The organism is Candidatus Liberimonas magnetica, from assembly GCA_020523885.1.
GTDB classification, from domain to species: Bacteria; Elusimicrobiota; Endomicrobiia; order Endomicrobiales; family JAFGIL01; genus Liberimonas; species Liberimonas magnetica.
Genome location: JAJAPY010000004.1, coordinates 135,354 through 155,993, shown reverse-complemented (window position 1 = coordinate 155,993; position 20,640 = coordinate 135,354). Strand labels below are relative to the sequence as shown.

Genomic DNA, 20,640 nt, shown 5'->3' with positions numbered 1-20,640 from the left:
AGAAAAAAATGTATTACACAAAAATTTTATTAAACAACAAATTTTTCAATTGGCTGAGAAAGATGCTTTTTAAGGAGATCGCAGTGAGGGATATTGTATCCTTTGTGCCTGCTGTTCTTGGCAGCGCACAGGGCGGTCTGCATGTTCTGGCTAGGGTTATAAACTTTACCAAGGTTACTGCGGTCCTGGTCCTGGTATGCTTTCTATTGACATCAGTGTTTAGCGAGGTTTTAGCTTCTGCGGCAAAAGGGAAAGAGGAGATAAAGCAATTTGCAAAGGTATTTAATGAACTTTCCATACCCTATACTTCAGGCAGGATAACAAAAGCAAAGCTGTACGAGAGCAAAGACATTGTGATAAATATCCAGGACCTGCACTGCCACGCGGAAGTCCAGCGCAATATTAACGGCATAATATCACTTATTACTGAAAAGTACGGAATCCCTAATATCTACATCGAGGGAGCTGTAGGAAATGTTGATACGTCCTGGCTTTGTTCCGTTAAAGATAAGGCATTAAAACAGAAAATACTGGATTCTCTTATAGACCAGGGTAAGCTTACTGGTTCTGAATATTATTCCGTAATTAATAATAAACCTAACTTTCTTCTGGGCCTGGAAGACGAGAATAGTTACAGGGGGAATTTGCTGAGGCTTAATAAGATAATTCAGGATAAGACTGAAATAGATAAAGCCTTGAGCGATGCAGATGCAGACCTTACCCCGGTAAGAAAAAGGTATTTTAATTCCAAACAGAAAAAGTTTGAAAAACTCGTTTTGAACTATATGAATAGTAAAATAGATACGAAGAAGTTTTATATAGAGCTGGGTAAATATGCCCAAAAGCTTGATATGGATATAAACGGTTATCCAAACCTGCAGTGCTTTGTGGAAGTTGTTGACCTTGAAAAAGGTATTAAATACAAAAAGATAGCAAAGGACCTTCAGGAATATGTAAGCATATTAAAGGAAAAACTGCCTTATAGGGCCTATAAGATCCTGCTTGACAACACGGATAATTTCTCAAAATCAGATAAAGTGTTCCAGTATTTGATGAAACTTTCCAAGGATCACAGCCTTAATCTTAACGTTAATGAAAGGTACCCTGAGCTGGCCAAATTTTTTGCCTATATCGAGAAAAGCCAGGAAGCAAACCCTCTTAACCTTGTTTATGAAGAGAAAAAGCTGACCAGTGAAATCTTTGCCAGGCTTGCTTCAAATCAGAGCGAATACGATGCCGTGTTCCTGACTGAATTTAAAAGCTATTTCGATGATTATTACAGGAATAAGATGTCCGCGGATGATTACGACTATTTTTTAAACAATATAGGTAAATTTAAAAACCTGTGGGCTAAATATATAGGTAATGACAGGCTTAATTCATTCAAAGGCTATGAAACACTTTTCTCCGAGTTTTATAAGGTTAACCAGGAAAGAAACTCTACGTTTATTAAGATGTGCCTGGGAAAAGATGTTTGCGGAACTTCTGCTGCAGCCGCAGGTAAAGACCAGGCAGAAGACATAGCCAAGGCGCTTAAAAAAGCAGAAAGAATAATCGTTATGGTTACAGGAGGGTTCCATACCGAAGGCGTGTCAAAGCTCCTTGATGAAAAGAAAATATCTCATATAATAATAACCCCGAACGTGACCCAGGATTCAAAGTTTGCAGATGAGGTATATGCGAAACTGGCAAAAGAACAGAATAAGATCCTTTTTCAGGCCCTTGCCCTCCAGTCCCTTTCGCAGAATCCGGAGTACATAAAGAACTGGAGCCTGGCAGAAACCGCTGTTGTAGTTTTGCTTAACAGCGGAAAGACAATAGAAGAAGCAATAAATGAATTAAATACAGGTATGTTGAAAGCTACAGGTGTCCTCTCTCTTGAAAATGGACAGCTTATATTTAAGGACATTGTAAGCCCAAACAGCAAGGTCGTGAAATTTAACATTGAGACAGATAACGGTAAGGCTAAAACGGCAAAAATAGATTCAATAGATGAAAAACCTATAACAATTAATAAAGGAACAAATGACGCCAAGACCAGCTATAATCAACAAAGACAGCCATTAACCAATGAAAGTTATTTTGATTATGCAGTCAGCTTTGCACCCGGGTATGAACTCTATGCAGTACTTGGAGCTTTCCGCAGCAAAGAGGCCTGGAATACCTTTATAAAGGCCCATGATAATAAAAGCAGGTTACAGATGGTTTTGCGTAATGCCGGCCTTGCTTTTATGTATATTTTGTACTGGTTATCGCCTGTAAATAAAGAACAAGCCGTAAAAATAGTGCTGGCTTTCCATAAGTTTTGGAATAAAACATTTTACAAAGCAGGCGCCGAGCTTGCAACTGCAACAGATAAAAAACTAGCAAAAATAAAAAAAGTAAGAGATGTTAAGGCTGCTTTTGGATTGATTAAATCTAGATTAAATAAAATGGCCGGTTGGGTTAAAAGCATCCCGGCTAGAATAGTGGCAGCTTCAAATATAGTTGGGGCACAATTCCCTGGAGCAGATAAGGAGGTTGTGTATAAACCGAGAATAGGAACAAAACTTGTTATTCAGGCTATCTTTAAATTACTTAAAGTCAGGTTAAATAAAATAAATGATTGGGCTGGCGGCAAGTCAATTAGATCAGTTCAATGGCTTAGAGATGCAAAGAATAGAATTGGAAATGAAATAAGCACCAGGGAACAACGGGCAATTAAATTCTTTACAGTAGATAGTTCTTTCAAAATAATTTTTAATGCCAAGAACCGGCAAAAACTTGAAAGAGCAGTGAATCTTTATGAAAAAAACGGGGCTGTGGTTACAGGTGTTATTTTATCGGTTGCTTTGGTACTAATTGCTATATTTTTAATACCAGGTAGCCCTGCAGCCCTACCTTTTATTGCTTTTGCGGCATTTTATGCGCCTCACATACCATACTTCGTTTTGGAGGGCTGGGGTGCAGGAAAAGCCGGGCTTGGAGCTACGTTTAGCAGAACATTTAACAATGTTAAAAGAAGTTCTAAAATATTTGCTCTTAGCTTAGGAATGTTTTTAGCTGCCGTGCCTCTTGCGGTACCCGGCCTGTCAACAGTTTTAGTCCTGGGTTTATCCGGGACTGTATTGGTAACAAATATTATAACAGCCGCATACTTAACCTACCCTGGAATTAAAAACGCGATAGCTTCAAAACTAAAAGCCAAAAAGAAAACAGCAGCCAAGAGAGCCCCCAAAAAGGAAAAAGAAAATGTTCCCACAACAGATGAGCTAATAACTAAAATCGCCAATGATAATTTTGGTGGAAAGGTAGAAAGGGTTAAAGAATTGATACAACAAGTTGAAAAAGAAGTTAGAGATACAGTAGGCCCGGGCTTTAACGAAAAGAAATGGCTGTCTCAAAAACGCTTTGGGCTTGACCTTGTACCTTCTCTTTTAATAGGCAAGGAAGGCACTTATGTAGATGAAATGGATCCTGGTGCAGGAAAAACATACGGCTATTTATTGGCCATGCACATTTATCTTACGATAGCCAAAGAGAAAACTACGGATGGCAAAGACGCTTTAATATACCATACAACCAAAGACAATAAATTGGCTGCTGAAAAAGCTGACCAGCTTGCACCTTTGCTTTATAAGCTGGGATGGAAGACAGGCAATATTAAGGAAGCAGGGGATACCGGTATTGTTAGGGTGTACAGGGACGGCGGCTGGCACAAACTTGATAAAAAGGAAAAATTGTACTACGGAGAACCCGAAGAAAGATGCGATATAATGTTTTCAGGCTATGACCTGCCTCGTTTTGATTATATAGGTGATTTAAAAGCCACAGATCCTGATATGAGGATAGCTGTAAAAAGGGCGCCGGTTGAATTAGCTGACGAAGTGCACGAGGCGCTTGCTCAAGCCTTATCCACAGATTACATAATGTCCGGACAACAACGGGACGATTCAGAAAGATTAAGGCAGCTTTTGGTTTTAGTGCAAAAGCATGCCAAATTTATTATTGAAAATAATAAACAAGGAAAATATTATGAAAAAATAGGAAAAGGCCAGGAAGAAAAAATAAGTTTAACTGGAAATGGTAATAAGTATTTAAATGGAACGATATTGGAAGAAGCTAAAAGAATTCAAATTTTACAAGGTATTGATACTCAGGAGTTAACAAATACATTGATTATGGGGCTGCAGGTTTTGACTAAGTACAAAAACCTGGTGGATTACAAGGCTGAGCTTACCAGTACCGTAAAAGATACTGTTGAAAAATTAAGGCAAAAAGCAAAAGAAGTTGATTTTAGTATAAAAGATGATATAACAGCTGCACTTAACTGTTTATTAGAGAATAAAAACCTAGCCAGTTTAGCAAATGAAAATCAACGAAACCTCTTTAAAATTGCAAAGGAAGTTAACGAATTAATGACAGCTAGTATTAAAGCAGGTGCTCTTTCTCCTTATACGAACAAAAAGTATTGGATAGGCCTTGTCATAGATGTGCTGGCTGAAGTGTCTAAAGGGGCAGCTATTGATGAGGTGACCATAGTAAATAAAATCAGCATTATAAACAAGGCTATAGGGGCGCTTGAACCCCAGAAACAATGGAGCGGAGGCGTTCACCAGTTTGCTGAGTTAATGGCAGGCATAGCTGTAGAAGGGCTGTCGCCTTTTACAAAAACAGAAGCAAGGGTCAGCCATAAGCAGTATTATGATGAGTTTCTACATAAAAAGTTTGCCGGCGGTTCAGGAACGATACCTGCTGATTACGCCGCACCGTTTGAGTATAAGATACACAAAATACCCACAACAGAAGGCTCAAAACAAGAGGCTGTAAACAGCAATATATTCGGGACTAAACAGAAAAAACATGAGCAGTGCTTAGAAGATGTGCTAAAAACAAAAGGTACACGCCTGGTCATTGTTGAGGACTCAAATGTTGTAGATGAGTACAAGGCAAAAATAGTGGAAAGGCTGATAAAAGAAGGATACACAAAGGCAAGAGATACAGATGGAACAGAAATATATGTAAATGCAAAAATTGGCAAAAAACTTAAAATTTTAAGGGTAGATGCTAAACACTGTACAGATGCAGATTATAAAGCTGTGCACGCTATTACTGACCCGGAGCAAGAAGTTATAGTCCTTGGAGACAAGCTGCTCGGGACAGGTGTTGATGTTAAGACGTGGGTAAACGTATTTGTCGCATTCATGGATGAGTACCAATTCTTCAAAAGACAGGCAAAGGACCGCGCAAGAAAAGGTATAGCCAATTTCTATGTGTCAAAAGAAGACCCTCTTTTTAAAGATTTTCCTGAGTTAGCCAGCTATATAACAGATTCCTTAGGAGAAAATGATTATATCGGGCCGGATAATCCAGCCAGCCAGGAGATAATGAGGCAAATAGATATTTTGCAGTTGTCAGTTGCCCAGCAAAGGGCTGTTACAACTCATGATTCCCTGGACAAATCTGATTCGCATGCAGACAAATACCTGGCATTTCAAAAAACAGGCAGGCGCGGAGGTTTTTTAAGCAGAGAACAGATATTGACTGCAGTTACCCACGGCAATGAAGCCCTCAAAGAAGGCGAGAAAGACTTGCTGAGCCCTGAGCAGCTGCAACTATTAGTTGCCGTATTGACCCGCAACTACGGAGTTGATGCTCCTAAAAAACTTGCTGAGATAAGGCTTGGTTTAAAGGCTCATGCTCTGGAATATTATGATAAGCAATGGTCTAATTTTGAAACTACGCTGACCGATATAGAGACAAGCTTTAATTATGCCCAGGAACAGATTATGTTCCCGAAAGCGTACACTTTTGATTATATGAGGGAATACAACAAGGCTCTTGATGATTTGTTTGGCAATATGGCTGAAAAAATTGAAGTTGAATTCCCGAACATTATAAAGACTATGATTGATGAAAGGGCAGAAACAGAAGCTCTTGCTCTTTTTGGTTCCAAAGCAGGCATAGAAAATATAAAAAAAGCAGTTACCCACGGGGATGGAGCCCTTAAAGCTGGCGAATTAGACTTGCTGAGCCCTGAACAGCGGAAGTTATTAGAAGGATTGTTTGCTAAAGAGGGAGCGGAAAAAGCTTCAAAAAACTTTACAACAGTAAGGACAGGAATAAAACAAATGGTCCTGGGTTATTATGGAGTTCAACAACTAGTCTATGCAGCCAGGGTGAAGGAAATTGAAGCCAAATTTAAAGACGCACAAAAGAAGAAAAATCCGGATACAGCCGCAAATATAAGAGAATACAACCAGGCTCTGACAGCTTTGGCAGAAACCATGGCTCAAGAATTTAAAACCGGGTATCTAGCGACAATAGAGGCAGCGCTTGAACAAATTAAAGCTTTACACGAAGTTCAAGGGACATTGGGAGATATGAGTTTACAAATAACAGTTAGTCTTAAAACTGATCAAGAGCTTGCCAAAAGTGTTGAAAAAGCCAAAAAAGAAGCCTCCAGGTCTAAAACAAGCAAATGGATAAGTTCTACGGTAAAGAAGATAAAAGATAGTCTAAAAACAGGCTGGCCGCAAGCCGTCAAGCAAGCCCGTAAGGTTGCGATACCTGTTTTAATAGTTTCCGGTCTTGGCGCACTATTTTACTTTAAAAAGTTTAATCCGCTTCAGATTTTAAGTGCCGGCCAGATGTTGAGCGACCTTGCCTTAAAACAAGTTGTAAATGTGCTGTCTCCAATGCTTGTGCAGTTAGGCATTTATGCAACACCGGAACTTCTTATTCTTGGGACGATCGCTTTTGCGGTTTTCATAGCCATTTTAACTCTGCAGCGGACATACCTTAACCGTATCCATGTGGGGCGCAGCACAGGAAAATATTTCAGCAGATTGACCAGCAACCAGGATTTGAAAGGGTATGTGAATTCTGCGGTTGATTTCTTCTTTATTATTTTGAACTTTACAGTGCGCGGCGCCCTTATTGCAGTGCCTGTATCCTTTGTTATAGCATTTGCCATGGCTAGCCCTGTAGCCATAGTAGCTGCAGTTGTTACTTCAGCTGTCGGGCTTATTGCGGCTGGCTTAACCTTTCTTGGAATAAAGCAAATGGTTCCAATAGAGCCGGTTAAGCTTAAAGAAAGGAAGTTCCAGTATGTTATTTCCGGTTTTATACTTGCCTTGATAGCGAGTTTTGTCACTGCACTCGGGGTCTCTCCAGTAAGTATGGGAATAGGGGTGGTTTTAGGGACCCTTTATATAGTTGGAATGTATGTTTTGCCGCATAAAATAGCCAAAGATGAAACAAAAGTAAAAGGGCCGTTTACAATTGCAAAGCTGTTTGTTTCCGGTGCAGGATTATTTTTCTTGGCTAAGTTGGTTTTAGGTGCGGGCTTACTTTCGCTTCCTGAAATAGCTTTACTAAGCAATTTTGTTATGATGCTTTGCGGAGGCGTGGGCCTGGTTATGATGGCACAGATGTCGAAAAGGCTGTTGTATTCCAGGGAACTCTCTGGTGAAAGTTTTGGCAGTAAAAAAACCAGCCGCGTGCTGGAATTTACAAGCATCTTTATTGATCAAACCCTTTCAAACATAATGGTAATTTTGCCTCTTGTATCTTCCTCAATCGTAGGTGTGTCGATGATTTTAGGTTTAATTTCAGGAACGCTTACTTTTACGCTTGGGCCTGTATTTTTAGGGCTTCTTGCTGTAATAGTTGCCGGTTTTGCTGTTTTAATAAAAACGAAGAAAAAACTTGCAGATGATGCAATGGCTCAGTCAAAATCAGGGAGTATGGTTGCCGGGCAGGCAACTGCTGTAACTTCAGCAGCTTATGCTTCGATGCAGGCCGCATATATTGCATCCATGACAAAGAATACCGCTGAACAAGGCCTAATTTCCAAAAAGCTTGATGAAGTAATAGGTAAGATTGGAAAGCTGACCAGAAGCGATAAGGTATTTGCCATTGATTATTGGAAAGCTCAAAATTTACCGTTTACAAAGGCAGGGCAGGATGCGGCCCGCACAATCAAGGAAGCCCAGTTAACTGCCTGGCTTGAGGACCAGCAAGATGCTTATGATAAAAAAATTGAGGAGTTAAAAGCTGATGCAGCAGCCAGAAAAACGGAAGCAGAAAAAGCCAAAGCAGCAGCAGCTTCTTTAGAAACCCTTCCTTCAAGAATAGCAGAGTCGCCGCGGGGTCTAAAACTGCAGGCTGATGCAGATGCTGCCAGTCAGGCAGTACAAAAAGCTAATATGACATTATATGAGGCAACACAGGAAGTGCAGTCAGCTAAATGGTACAGAATTAGTGAGCAAAGAAAGGCCCAAAAAGTAGCGCAAGAAGCTGCTGATGTATTTGCAAAGTATCAGAAACAGCCGGCTAAAAAAATAGACTCTGATAAATTTGAAGAACTAAAATACAATGCAGCACTTGCCGTTCTGAAAGCTGAAAAGGAAGCAAGACAATTAGAATTGATACAGGCTGAGGAATCCCTGGCTGAAGGGAATTTATCAAGTATAGTGGCTGCAGCAGCCCGCCAAAAATTGCAGGATGCCCAAGATGCAGTTTCTCAAGCAATAGAGGCTTCCAAGTCATCTGTCTGGTACTTAGCCAAACAGGTAGAAGATGCCCGCTCAAAATTACAGGACGCTGAGAAAGAATATGCTCAAGCACAGGGATCAGAAGCCAGATTTATGACCAGTACAATTAAGAAGGTTGAAGCAGCCAGATCAGCCTTTGATAAGGCAAATGCCAAGTTAACAGAAGCAAAACAACATATAGCTGCATTAAAAGCAAGTGAAGCAGCTGCTGAGGCAAATGCCAGCCGGCAGGCAGCGCAGGCAGCACAGGCCCAGCCCAGGGCGCCTGCAGGGATGCTAGGGACAATTTCGTTAGCGGTAACCGGGTTTATATTTAAAACTTTCGGATTTGGTTCACCGGCGGTATCGCAGCAGCAAATAGCTCAAAATCAGGCAGCCCGGCAGGCGGGAACGGTTCTCCAGCCCGGACAAAATATTACAGCAATAGGGACTTATGGTGCCTACGTAGACCCTAACGGGCAATATTCTGCATTCTGGTGGGAAATTACCGGGGGATTTACTTCAGCGACAAACGCATTAATGGTAAAATTCAATACAGCAGATGCCGGTGTAAACAACTTCATGGTGCATATGCCTCCGGCAAATTCAGATGCAAATAATCCGGCAGAAAATTTACCCTATGCATATATTGTGCATGTAAAAGGCACAGCGCCTGACAATGTGGTTACTCTTAATGGCAAAAAATTCGTTCAGATTACTGCCACTGATACACGTGACAATACTACTCATACATATAATATCCCTTATTTAGAACCTGACGTATCCGGGCCCACGGCGTCTGTTGAAGTTTCGCTTGATTCGCAACAAGCAACCAAGAGCGTTACATTCAATAATGGGCATACCTCGTATGGTATAAATTTAAAAAATCAAACAAATAGCGGGACATTATCGGTTGTTTCCGTTGTTGTACCGCATAAAACCTATCTTCCTGTTGCTATAAAACAAACTGCACCAGCGCCCACACCCACACCTTCACCCACACCTTCACCCACACCTGCGCCTATTACCAGTTTTACAAAGCATTCGGATGCTGCACATATATATGATGAAGGTACATTTGCTGTGCCGGTTCAAATGGAAGCAACAAAGCGTCTTACCGTATCAGGCTACGAAATGAGGATGCCCCAGACTAATCCGCAGCTTGGAGTAATATTTATAGCAGAGGACGGTTCTTATGGATATACTGTTATGCCTGCTTATGCAAGGACTGGCGGGTATAGTTTGAATTTTGATTTTCCCGCAAATCTGATAGGAAAGAAGTTGAAAACAATTCAAGTACATTCAGGAATGTGGATGACTTATGGAAGCATAAATATACAAATAAACCAGTCTAATACCCATGACGGATCTGCTCCTAATGAATCCGGTATTACCTCTGCGAGTGTGACAAACAAGCCCGCAGCTCAAGGCATTCAGCCGGCAGCTCAGGCAGCAGCGCAAGCAGCACGGGCTCAGGCTGTCAATATGTCTATGCCTTCAGTGTCAAGAATATTTGGGATAGTGATAGCATCACTTATATTAACTTATCTCGCATTGCTAATACGGAAAAATGGGGGTTTAAATAGAAGATGGTCACCTGCACTTGCGTTTGCAACGGTTTTGCTGACTTCATGTTCGCCCAAGCCGACTGCAACTCCGCAGGCAACTGCAACTCTGCCAGCGGCTGCAACACCTCAACCGCTGCCTGGGATTGTTCCAATTCTGGTAGCCAAAGGTATAGGAATAGAAGTAGGGGCAGATAAACTCAGTTCAGGGACAGGAACTATACCGGCTACTTCAAAAGACACTAGAAACTTCTATTTTTCCGCAGACTCGCACGGCTCTTTGGGTCCGCAGGTGAATAAAGATGACTATATTGTATTGAAATTTGCAGATACGTCTCTTCCGAGAAATATAAAGATAGGTATTGTTTTGGATGGTAGCCATACGGATAAACCAGACTTTGAATTAGACCCTCAGTGGATTACCGGGGATACATTTGTTATTAAAATGCCTGAACAAACTGAAAAAAAGATAACAACTTTTGTTCTGGAATTTGATGGTGAAATCGTATATGCTAACCTTTCAAGTGTTAAGATAATCTCTCAAACCTCGAACGAATATCTTGCTTTGTTTTTAAAAGGAATTTACCCGGATAATACTAAACTCAAACTAACCGATGATGATAAAAGAATCTTGAATAACCTTCCTAAAGTCGTACAAAATCAACTTTTAGCGGATATAGCAAATGGCTATAACACAATTGAAGGATTTAAAGATTTTGCAGATCCCAGATACGTTGATGTATTGCTTTATTTAGATCCTAATTTCCAGCTTAAAGCAAAGCCAAAAGCTGAATTCACCCCTCCTGATAACTTAAAACATTATGGGGTGGTCAGAGCATTGCAGGCGCAATGGGACAGAGGGGAGTGGGAAAATAAAAAGGGCGATTTCGAAAGAGACATGAACATAGCTCTTAGTCAGCTTTTAGAAGAAATTTACAAAGACGGTATATTCAGCCAGGATGAAAAAGATGCCCTGGCACAACTACCTCAAGCCGTAAGAATGGTACTTATAGTAAATATAAATAATAAAGTGGAAGTATTTAAAGACGCTAGATATGCTGAGGTACAAAGATATTTGGAGAATCAACTGAATAAGTCTCCTGTTGTCCAGCCTACACCTACTGCCCAGCTCATGCAAACTCCTTTAATAACGCCGACTGCAATTGCCGATATGAAGGCAGATGACCCCCGGATGCGCAAGATGCGGGATGCTTTTCTTGAATGGGTGCACAGCGGGTTCACGAGTTTCCTGATAGCACCTGAAAATAAAAATATGCCGCTGGATCAAATGTTCAAAGGTTTTACCGGCATGACTGAACAAGATATTACTATGAGGTTTATAGCAACAAAGAGTTTGGTCCAGTATGACTGGTCAGTTGCTTTAATTGCTTTGTTAAGGGTCTATCCAACGGATAAGGAAGTTATAGATGCTGCGCTTCAATATTATGAATTATTAAATACAGTCCCCAAAGCATACTATGTGGCAAATAATGCAGCAAAGCCCTTTGATTTTTCGACATTGCCTATTGGTACACCTTCCCAACAGGTCGCCGCTGATCCTGTAAACGCAAGGGTCAGGGCCTTAGGCGGTGTGCCTTTTTCCATACATTGTCCCTGGGAATGGGGAAATGACCCGCTTACAGGTCTTCCTCCAACCGATGCTAAAAACTGCAACCAGTGGAATGTAAAAGCAGGGGAAACGGCCTGGATGATAAGTTTTAACGCCGAACTATACCGGGTTTTGATGTTTAATAACAGGAAAGAGGAAGCTCAAGCTGTGCTGCAGCAGGCTAAGAATTTTGCAGATGTTCTTTTAGAATTTCAAATAAAAGACGGCACCAAAGGTAACGGGCTATTCCGCATGGGCCCTAAAGGGCAATATTATGAAGTTAAGGATGAACATGGTAATGTAGTTAAGGATAAAGCTGGTAACCCAGTTGTTGATGAAACATTTTATTTTAATGAAATTTCTCTTGAAAATATTGAATCAACTTACTCTGCACTCACAAAAATGTATGAAATATATAACGAGTTGTATAATCAAACCCAAGATGAACAATACAAAACCGCTGCTGATAAATACAAGGAAGCTGCGGACAAAATAGAAACAGCTCTAAGAAATAACAAAGACAGGATTTTAGTAAACGGGCTTCTTATTCAGGGATTCCATTTCAATGCCGATACAAAACAATGGGTGCCTTCAAAAGCCGATGCTTCAGATGTCCAAAGCTGGGGAATTTTATCTTTTAGCCCGGTCTTCTGGGATAGTATATATGGTAAAGGATTTAGCTATGACTTGATAATGAAGAGCGTAGCAACTTTTGGCGTTAAAGATCAGGCTGGAAAAGTTATCGGCATGAGCTTTAGCCCGGAATCCAGGCAAAAAGGCATTATAAGCCATGAGTGGACAGAAGGATATATAGTAGTTTTAGAGTACCTGGCTTTGCAATATCCGGATAAAGCCGGAGAGCTTAAAGACTTAGCAAATGTGTTCAGGGCTACCCTTGACAAATACGAGTTTAAAAATGGGATGTACCCCTATTCGACATCAGAATCAGGTGCAAACTGGACTAACTTCACCTGGGGATGGAGAACTGTCACCAGATGGTTTGAAAGCGCTGCTTCAAGCGGATGGAAGTTAGTGTATCTTTGCACTCAAAAGTTCACTGTTAAAGAATGCAATCCCTTGGTTACTAAATACTATGCAGACCCGTCAGGACGAAATCTTTGGAAGTCTGCCAATATCCCGTTAAGCCAGATAGGATATTTGGATGTTAAAGCCGGACAGGAAATAACAGTTACTTTTGATGTTTCTCCTGGAATAAGAGAAGTCGGATATAACTTTGTCAAAAAAGGCGAAGAAACTAACGCTCGCTCACAATACTACAGCGGTAGAGTTAACGTAGTAGACGGCAAGGTAACGATAAAAATCACAGTTGGCGAAGATGCGACCTTTGAAACTCTGGACATTGCAGTAGGTCAAGGGTTCTTTGGTTATAAATTAAATAATCCTGGTAGTAATGGGTCTGTAAAAAATGACACTGTAAAAATTATTGTAACAGGCAGCAATGCCGCTCCTACAGCTGTTATCCCGGCTCCTGCCACAGTTGCACCTGCTGCTCCTGTGACACCTGCTGCACCCACGCCAACCGTTCCCGAGATCAAGCCTTTGGCTGCTCCTGTAAATCTCGCAGGCACTCCGGGTGAATGGGGAGATCAATACGGGTATTCATCCTGGTTAAATGCTCCTCAAAATACTCCTTTTAATCTCTCAGGCTATATGATGGTGAGATTGACTTTTCCGAAAGAACAGGCAGGGACCAGATTTTATGTAAGGTTGCTGCCAAAGGAAGACCTGCAAAACGCAAGTCAAGCTAAAGGCTTGAACAAAAAGGTTTATGTAGTACCGGAAAGCGGCGTGATAGACATTCCTATTGAAGATTTCGCAGGCCTAAGGCTTACAGATATCGGGCAGATTTCAGTGCATTCAGGGCAGATCGCTTTTAGCAACCCGAATTTAAATCCTTCTTCGCAAAACCAGGCTAAAGTTATTAAAATAGAGGGCATTCCAAAAACAACTGCTTTAAAGAATACAGGAACTGTTTTAGCTTCTTCAATAGGTGTTGTCCCGATGATTGGAATGGTACTGCCTGGGTTAGGCCAACTTATAGAGAAACTAAAAAGAAGCAGGAGAGCTAAATCCTTTTTAGTTAAGGCTTTAGTGGGTGCTCTCGTAGGTTTAGTTGTAGTTCTAAAAAATACCCAGAACGTAGCGGCTGCAGGGCTTTATGACACCACCAAACCTCCTCAGCCTCCGGCAGATCAACCTGTAACTCCTCCGGTAAAAGGGCCAACCCCTGCGCCGACACCGGCAGGCCCGACGCCGGAACAGATAGCTGCTGCAAAAGCTGCTGCAGATGCTGCGGCAGCTGCTGCGAAAACTGCTGCGGACGCCGCAGATACTGCGGCAAATACTGCCGCAGGCGCTGTAACGGATTTACAGGCGAAAGCTGCAGCAGCCAACAGTGCAGCCAGCTCGGCTGCTGTGCAGAAAATAATTAATGATATGCAGCCCGGTTTACAAAACGTGGCTAACAATATGAATTCAGCCAGACAGAACAGGGATACAGCACAAAACCAGGTACAGGTTATAACAAATATAGCAAATCAAGGCCCTGCTTACGCTGCCGCAGTACAAGGTGCCTTGGCAAGCGCTCAGGGTGATGTCTCAAGGGCAAATGCAGCTGTTTCAAAAGCTGAAACTGCAAATACGAATGCCCAAGCGGCATTGGCTACAGCGCAGGCCGCTCTTACAAGGGAAACAAATCAGGAAGCTGCGGGTAAAGCTGCTGCGGACGCTGCTGCTTTGGCTGTATCAGAAGCAAACAGGTCTGCAGCTTCGGCAAATAGTGCGCAAGAGGCTGTTAAAACAGTGAATGACGCAAGTATTGCAGATGCAGGGGCAAAATGGCTGGATGCCAAGGCAGCTTACGACAGAGCAGTGCAAGCTTTAGAGAATGCGAAAGCTCAAAAAGCAGCAGCAGATAAACATTATCCTCAAGATGCGGTAAATGCCGCCCAAACCGCTGTGGACCAGGCAAAAGCTAAGTTAGATGCAGCAAAAGGAGCAGTCATAAATGCTGCCAACCAATTAGCCGGTTCAGAAGAAGCGTCAGTTACAGCGGCAATACCAAATGCTACTGCCAAGTTAACTGAAGTGCAAGCAGCTGAATCAGAAGCTTACGGAGCAGAAACAGTAAGCGATGCTGCGATGCAAAAGGCACAAAAAGCGCTCTCAGATGTGCAAAAGGTATATGACGATGCCGCTGCTTTAAAAACCAAGATTGACAATATAAACAAAATTGCAACATCGTTAGGCGATAACAGCAAAACACAAGTCTTCCTAAACAATGCCCAGAACTCCCTAAATCAGATAGGAGATTTAAAAACCCAGGTTTCAACTATAAATGCCGCAATAAATGTAATTAAATTAGCAAAAGAAGCTTCAAATTTTACAAAGACGAATGATATTGCAAGTTTAAACAACGCTTATAATAGTTTGAAGAGCGCTATTAGTGCCAGGGCTGCAATAACAGACCCAAAAATGCCTGGGAGCAATGCAGCTCTACAGCATGCTGATGCAGCAATAGCTGCTGCTAAAACATCTATAATGAATGCTGCTGTTAAGTTAGCCGGCGATACTGCGGCAAAGCTTGATGCGGCAAAGACAGATGCAACTGCCAATTTAACCAAGATAGCAGCGGATGAGTCAAAAGTTTATGGAGCTGCAAAGATTGGCGATGTACAGGACGCGATAACTGATGCAAGTAACATATTGAATAACATAAACAGTACAGCAGCTAACGCAGCTACGCTTAATTCAACTATTGTTCAGGCAAACAATATTGTTCAGGGACAGGAATTCTCAGGAGTTGATAAAACTCAAATACAGACAATTGTAACTAATGCGAAAGCTTCCTTGGACAGCATAAATACAACGAAGAGCCAGGTTTCAGTTATCAACGATGTAGTTATCATAATGAAAGATGCCAAGCAATCTATCCAGGATGCTAACTCGGCAGCTGTAAGCGCAGCTGCTGGAAATATAGCCGAAGCGGAACAATACTTGAAAACTGCAAAAACTGAAAGGGATACCGCAAAGGCAAATAAACAAGCACTGGATAAAAGAGTTATAGATAATAAGATCCAAATTGACTCAGCTTACCAGGCTCATGCCCAGGATACGATAAACAATGCAGATAAGGCTATCAAAAATGGAGATGTAGAGGTAGCCATAACCAGGATAACAAATTCAGCTGCAAATGCAGAAGCTGCCGCAACTTCTGCCAAGCAGAGCAGTGACAGTATTGATGTTGCAAAAACTACCTTGCAGGACGCCCAGGCATCTCTTGAGAGCGCAAATAATAGCTGGGGTACAACAAAAACAGAATTAAAGAATGTCAATGACCAGATACTTATTATAAAGAAATTGCTGGGTTTAGGCGATAACGATCCACTGCCGGATGTATATGCACAAAGAGTTAACCCGCAGTTAACCAAGGCGCAGACTGCCCAGGCAAATGCAACTTCAGCCGTAAACAGCGCTGTAACCAAGGCTTCAACTATCGCAACGAATCAGGGAAGCGCAGCAGAAACCGCAGCAAGTACTGCAGCTAAAAATGCAGATGAAGCAGCCAAAGCTTCCGACATGGCCAAGGCTGTTGCTGAATTGAATAATGCAGTCAGTGCACTGGCTCAAGCCAATGCGGCAAAAGATTATGCAACAAAGACTACTGTTATCGCAAACCAGGATGGTATAACCAGAGATAAAGATAATAAAACCGCTGCAGATATAGCAGTAGCTAATACTTCGGCAAATATAACCAATATTACAGCTTCAATTACTGCAGCTGCAGTGAGCACAAATACCGCTGCTGTAAATAAATCTGACGCTATAGTTAAGAATATAAAGAATATCAATATAATACCTGCTGAAACTGCGCTTATTGATACGCTTAAAGCTGCAAATGCTGCGCTTAAAGGAATAAAAACAGGGGCAAATCCGGACGACCTTCCCAAGTTTAACGCTGATTTAGCAGCGGCAAAAGCTGCTGCTGAGAGTTCAAAAGTCCCGGGTGCTGTTGCTGCTATCACTAAAACCAACGCAGATATTAACACAGCTATTGTAGATAAGGCAAAAAGCATAGCAGATTCTGCCGCAACAGCAGCTGAATCAGCAGCATCTGCTGCTGATACCACAGCTGCATCACCGACAGCTACAGACAAGGATTTGACTCTAATCCAGACAAACATAGATAGTGCCAAGGACTTTAAAGCTGCAGCCGATGAAGCAAACGATATTTCAAACAACGCGGCAAAAGCAGAAGCTGCCAGGGCTCAGGCAGCGCTTGTAAAAGCTGCGGTTGCCAAAGCAAAATTAGCGGCAAAATTAGCCGAGGATGCAGCAGCAGCAGCTGATACTGCAGCGGCAGCGCCGACAGTTACAGACAAGGATTTAACTGTAATCCAGACATATATTGATACTATTAAAACCTATAAAACCACAGCGGATGAAGCCAACACAGTTTCAAACAACGCAGCTAAGGCAGAAGCTGCCAGGGTGCAGGCAGCGCTTGTAAAAGCTGCGGTTGCCAAAGCAAAATTAGCGGCAAAATTAGCTGAGGATGCTGCAACAGCAGCTGAGGCTACAGCAACAAAACCATCAGCTAGTCCTGATGATGATTTTAAGAAAATCCAGGCAAATATGGATGCTATTGCAGCCTATAAGACCACAGCAGATGAAGCCAATGTGCTTTCAAACAAAACTGCTAATGCGGAAGTTGCCAGGGTGCAGGCAGCCCTTGTAAGGGCTGCGGTTGCCAAGACAAAATTAGCTGCAACATTAGCACAGCAAAAAGAAGCGGACGTAGAAAGTGCCGTTAATATGGCGAAAGCGCAGACAGACCCCGCAGAGGTTACGAAAAATTTTGATAAGGCTTTAGCGGCCTTAGAAGAAGCGCTTAAGTACAGGAACACAGCTCTTGAAGCTGATAAGGCAGTAACAAGCCCGGACTCCAAAGCAGCGCTTGCTCTTGCTGATAAGGCAGTCGTTGCTGGGGCAAAATTAATGATAGATGTAAGGACACCTTTAGCGGCAGAAATAAAACAGTTAGTTGCCGATGCAGAGGCTGCAAGACTTAAAGGCGACGATGTTTCGATGAAGCTGGCCTTAGATAAAGTAACCGAAGCGCAAACCAAGCTGCAGACGATGCCTCTGTACCTGCCGGATATAACTAAGGCAATTGAAATATCAAACCAGGTAAAACCTGACCCTGAATTAAAGGCTAATTATCAAAAAGCGCTAAATGATTCGATTACATCAGTAGCTGATGAAACTGCGCTGATAACCAAGGCGGCCCAGGATAAAGCCAAAGCTGCAGCATTGACTACAGCTAACGGCTTAGCTTCAAAAGAAACTATAGATGCTGTAAATAAAGTTATTACTACCCAGTTAGGGTTTGCTGCTTCAGCAAATACCATAGCAGACAATGTTAATACTTTTATTTCAGATGCCAGCGTAGCTCCCTTATTAGGCAAAGATACAAAGGGGAAGGATGCAAAAACACAGGTTTCAACTGTAGTTACTGCTGCCCAAACCGGAGTAAAGAATGTAACAAATTCACAAAATATAGTTAAAGCTACTGATAAGTATTCAAAGATAGACAGCATTAGGAAAAAGGCAGCGGAGGTATCCAAGCCTGCTGCTGTGGCAGGAAAGAAAGCGGCGCTCATTCCGCCTACAGCCCAGGCATCGGCGGTGGCTGTGCCTGCTGCCGGGAAAGCAAAAACACCCGGGCTTGCTGTGCCCGCCCGGACAGCTGCGCCTAGCGCTCAGGCATCTGCCTTAAAGAATGCTGGAACTTCTGTTGCTTCAATGGGAGGTTTCCCGGTTGTTGGAATGGTTGTGCCTATGTTTGGTGGAGTTGTAGAAAAATTAAGAAAAAAACGAGTTCAATATCCATGGCTTAAATTTTTAGTAGCTCCTGTTGCCGCTGTAGTTTTTATTCTAAAAATCCAGCCCCAGGCCGTATTGGCTGCCAGGCCCGTCCCTCAAACAGGGTCCTTAGGTATGTTCTTAGGTGCAATGAGAAGAATAGTTGACCCTGCAAATGGAACAGTTTATATAGTATATCCTGATGCAAACGGTGATTATATTAACCCGGTTACCGGCCTGCCGGAGAATGTTGCTCTGCTAGATGCCGCAGCCGTATCAGGCGACACTCACTTTTATACTTTTAAAGGAGATAACCCGCCGCCTGATTCAGCCGTGGCACCCGATGTTTTCCCCCAGGATTTAAAAGATGCATTGCACGCCTGGTTTGTCGCTGCTGGCATATCCGGGGACCAATATTTAGTGGGTTATGATGCCAGTAACGGAACAATCTATTTATATGATGAGCAAAATAATGGTTTTGATATGACAACAGTAATAGAAGCGGTGCGTGATATAGGGGCAGGTGCAGTTGTTAAGATTATAGGCGGCGGGTCACTCCGGGAATATGCGCCCCTTCCAAGCCCGCCGATACCTGTAGCCGGAGCCTCAATAGAATATAACCCAAGAACCGGGGATTATATAATTCAATATGAACCTAGCGGGGCTATCGGCGGGTTTTACTTTAATCAAGATGTAGTTGATACTCAAAATGCCGGGCATGCCGGTTTGTTTGCCTTAATTCCCGGGTTAGGACAGGTTGGCATAATTACAATTGATGACCTTATCAATGGAAACCAGGTAACAGTGACACGCAATGGGACAACATTATATACCTTTGACACAGTACTGAACAAAGTTGTAACGGTATATAACGACCAGTCGTTTGCTGCAACCGACTATAGACGTTTAGCTCCCGAGGATGTAATCAGCACAACAAAAGTTAATCCCAACGACCCATTTTCACCGGTTGTAATAAGGCTTAGAATACAAATAAGGAATGATGACGGGAGTGTTGCATATACTGGTTCGACTGTTGACACTGTAATGGAAGTAGGTACGCAGTTGACCAATTGGGCAAGCCCTTTAAACGACCCGGCTAATACGCAAGGCGCCTGGGTGCCCGGGCCTATAGGTACAGAAAATTTAGCAACTTTCGGGCCGCCGGACCCTACAACAGGGGTACGGACAAAAGGACTCGGCACAGCAGCCTCACCCTATGAATTTGTATACGTAGATGCGCACGGCCTGTCTTGGAGATGGACAACAGGGCCAGGCGCGGCAGGTCTTAGTCTGGGGCCGGTATTGACTGGAGCTCATGGCATGACTAATATTACTGCTATGACAACTAAATATCAGATTTATGACCCCGCAACTGTGGATACCAGTCAAATTAGTGAAGTATATATAGATCAAACACCAACTGATATTCATCTTGAATATAGAATTAACGGTGTCTGGTACAGGAACGTATCAGCCATAAACAACACGAATTATACGCATGGGAGAGCTGAATACGGAACATTAGTGCCTGATCCGACCCAAACCCCGATAAACAGGACAATGTTTTACGTCTTAGACACAGTGAACATGGGCAATTTGCCTGCAGGCGTGACCCAGCGGGTGATATCGGTAACAGAACCTGCAGCGGATGGCAGTTTTACAGCGGTTATAGGGATGAGGGTAAATGGCGGGACAGAGACACAAGGCAGGTTTGTATTTGATCCCGGGACAAGAGGTACGGCATTGACTGCTTCCCTTGCAGCGAATCATCAAGCAGCTTTTGTACCTGGGATAGTAGCGCAGAATGCGGATGGTACGCCACAAGGGTATACATTGGTACCTGGGCAGACGACGATATACAGAGCAGGCGCAGCCGGTGCAGAGAGTTACATAAAGTGGGATAGTGCTACTGGACGGACATGGATATGGAATACGACCAATTTACCAGCGAATGGTTTAATGCCAGTTGTATCAGATTCTACGCCTACAGAGACTGGGTTTGGGAGCTACGATCCAGCAACGATACCAATGGCTCAAATAACTTCAGTGAGGGATGTAAATCCGG

Annotated in this window: 1 protein-coding gene; it reads left to right on the top strand. The window is 42.6% G+C overall.

Features of this window, described 5'->3' with window-relative positions; translation table 11 throughout:
• Positions 1-8 precede the first annotated feature (8 nt).
• On the top strand, positions 9-20,640 hold a 20,632-nt coding region (locus LHV68_04565), incomplete at its 3' end, for a hypothetical protein (GenBank protein ID MCB4791142.1).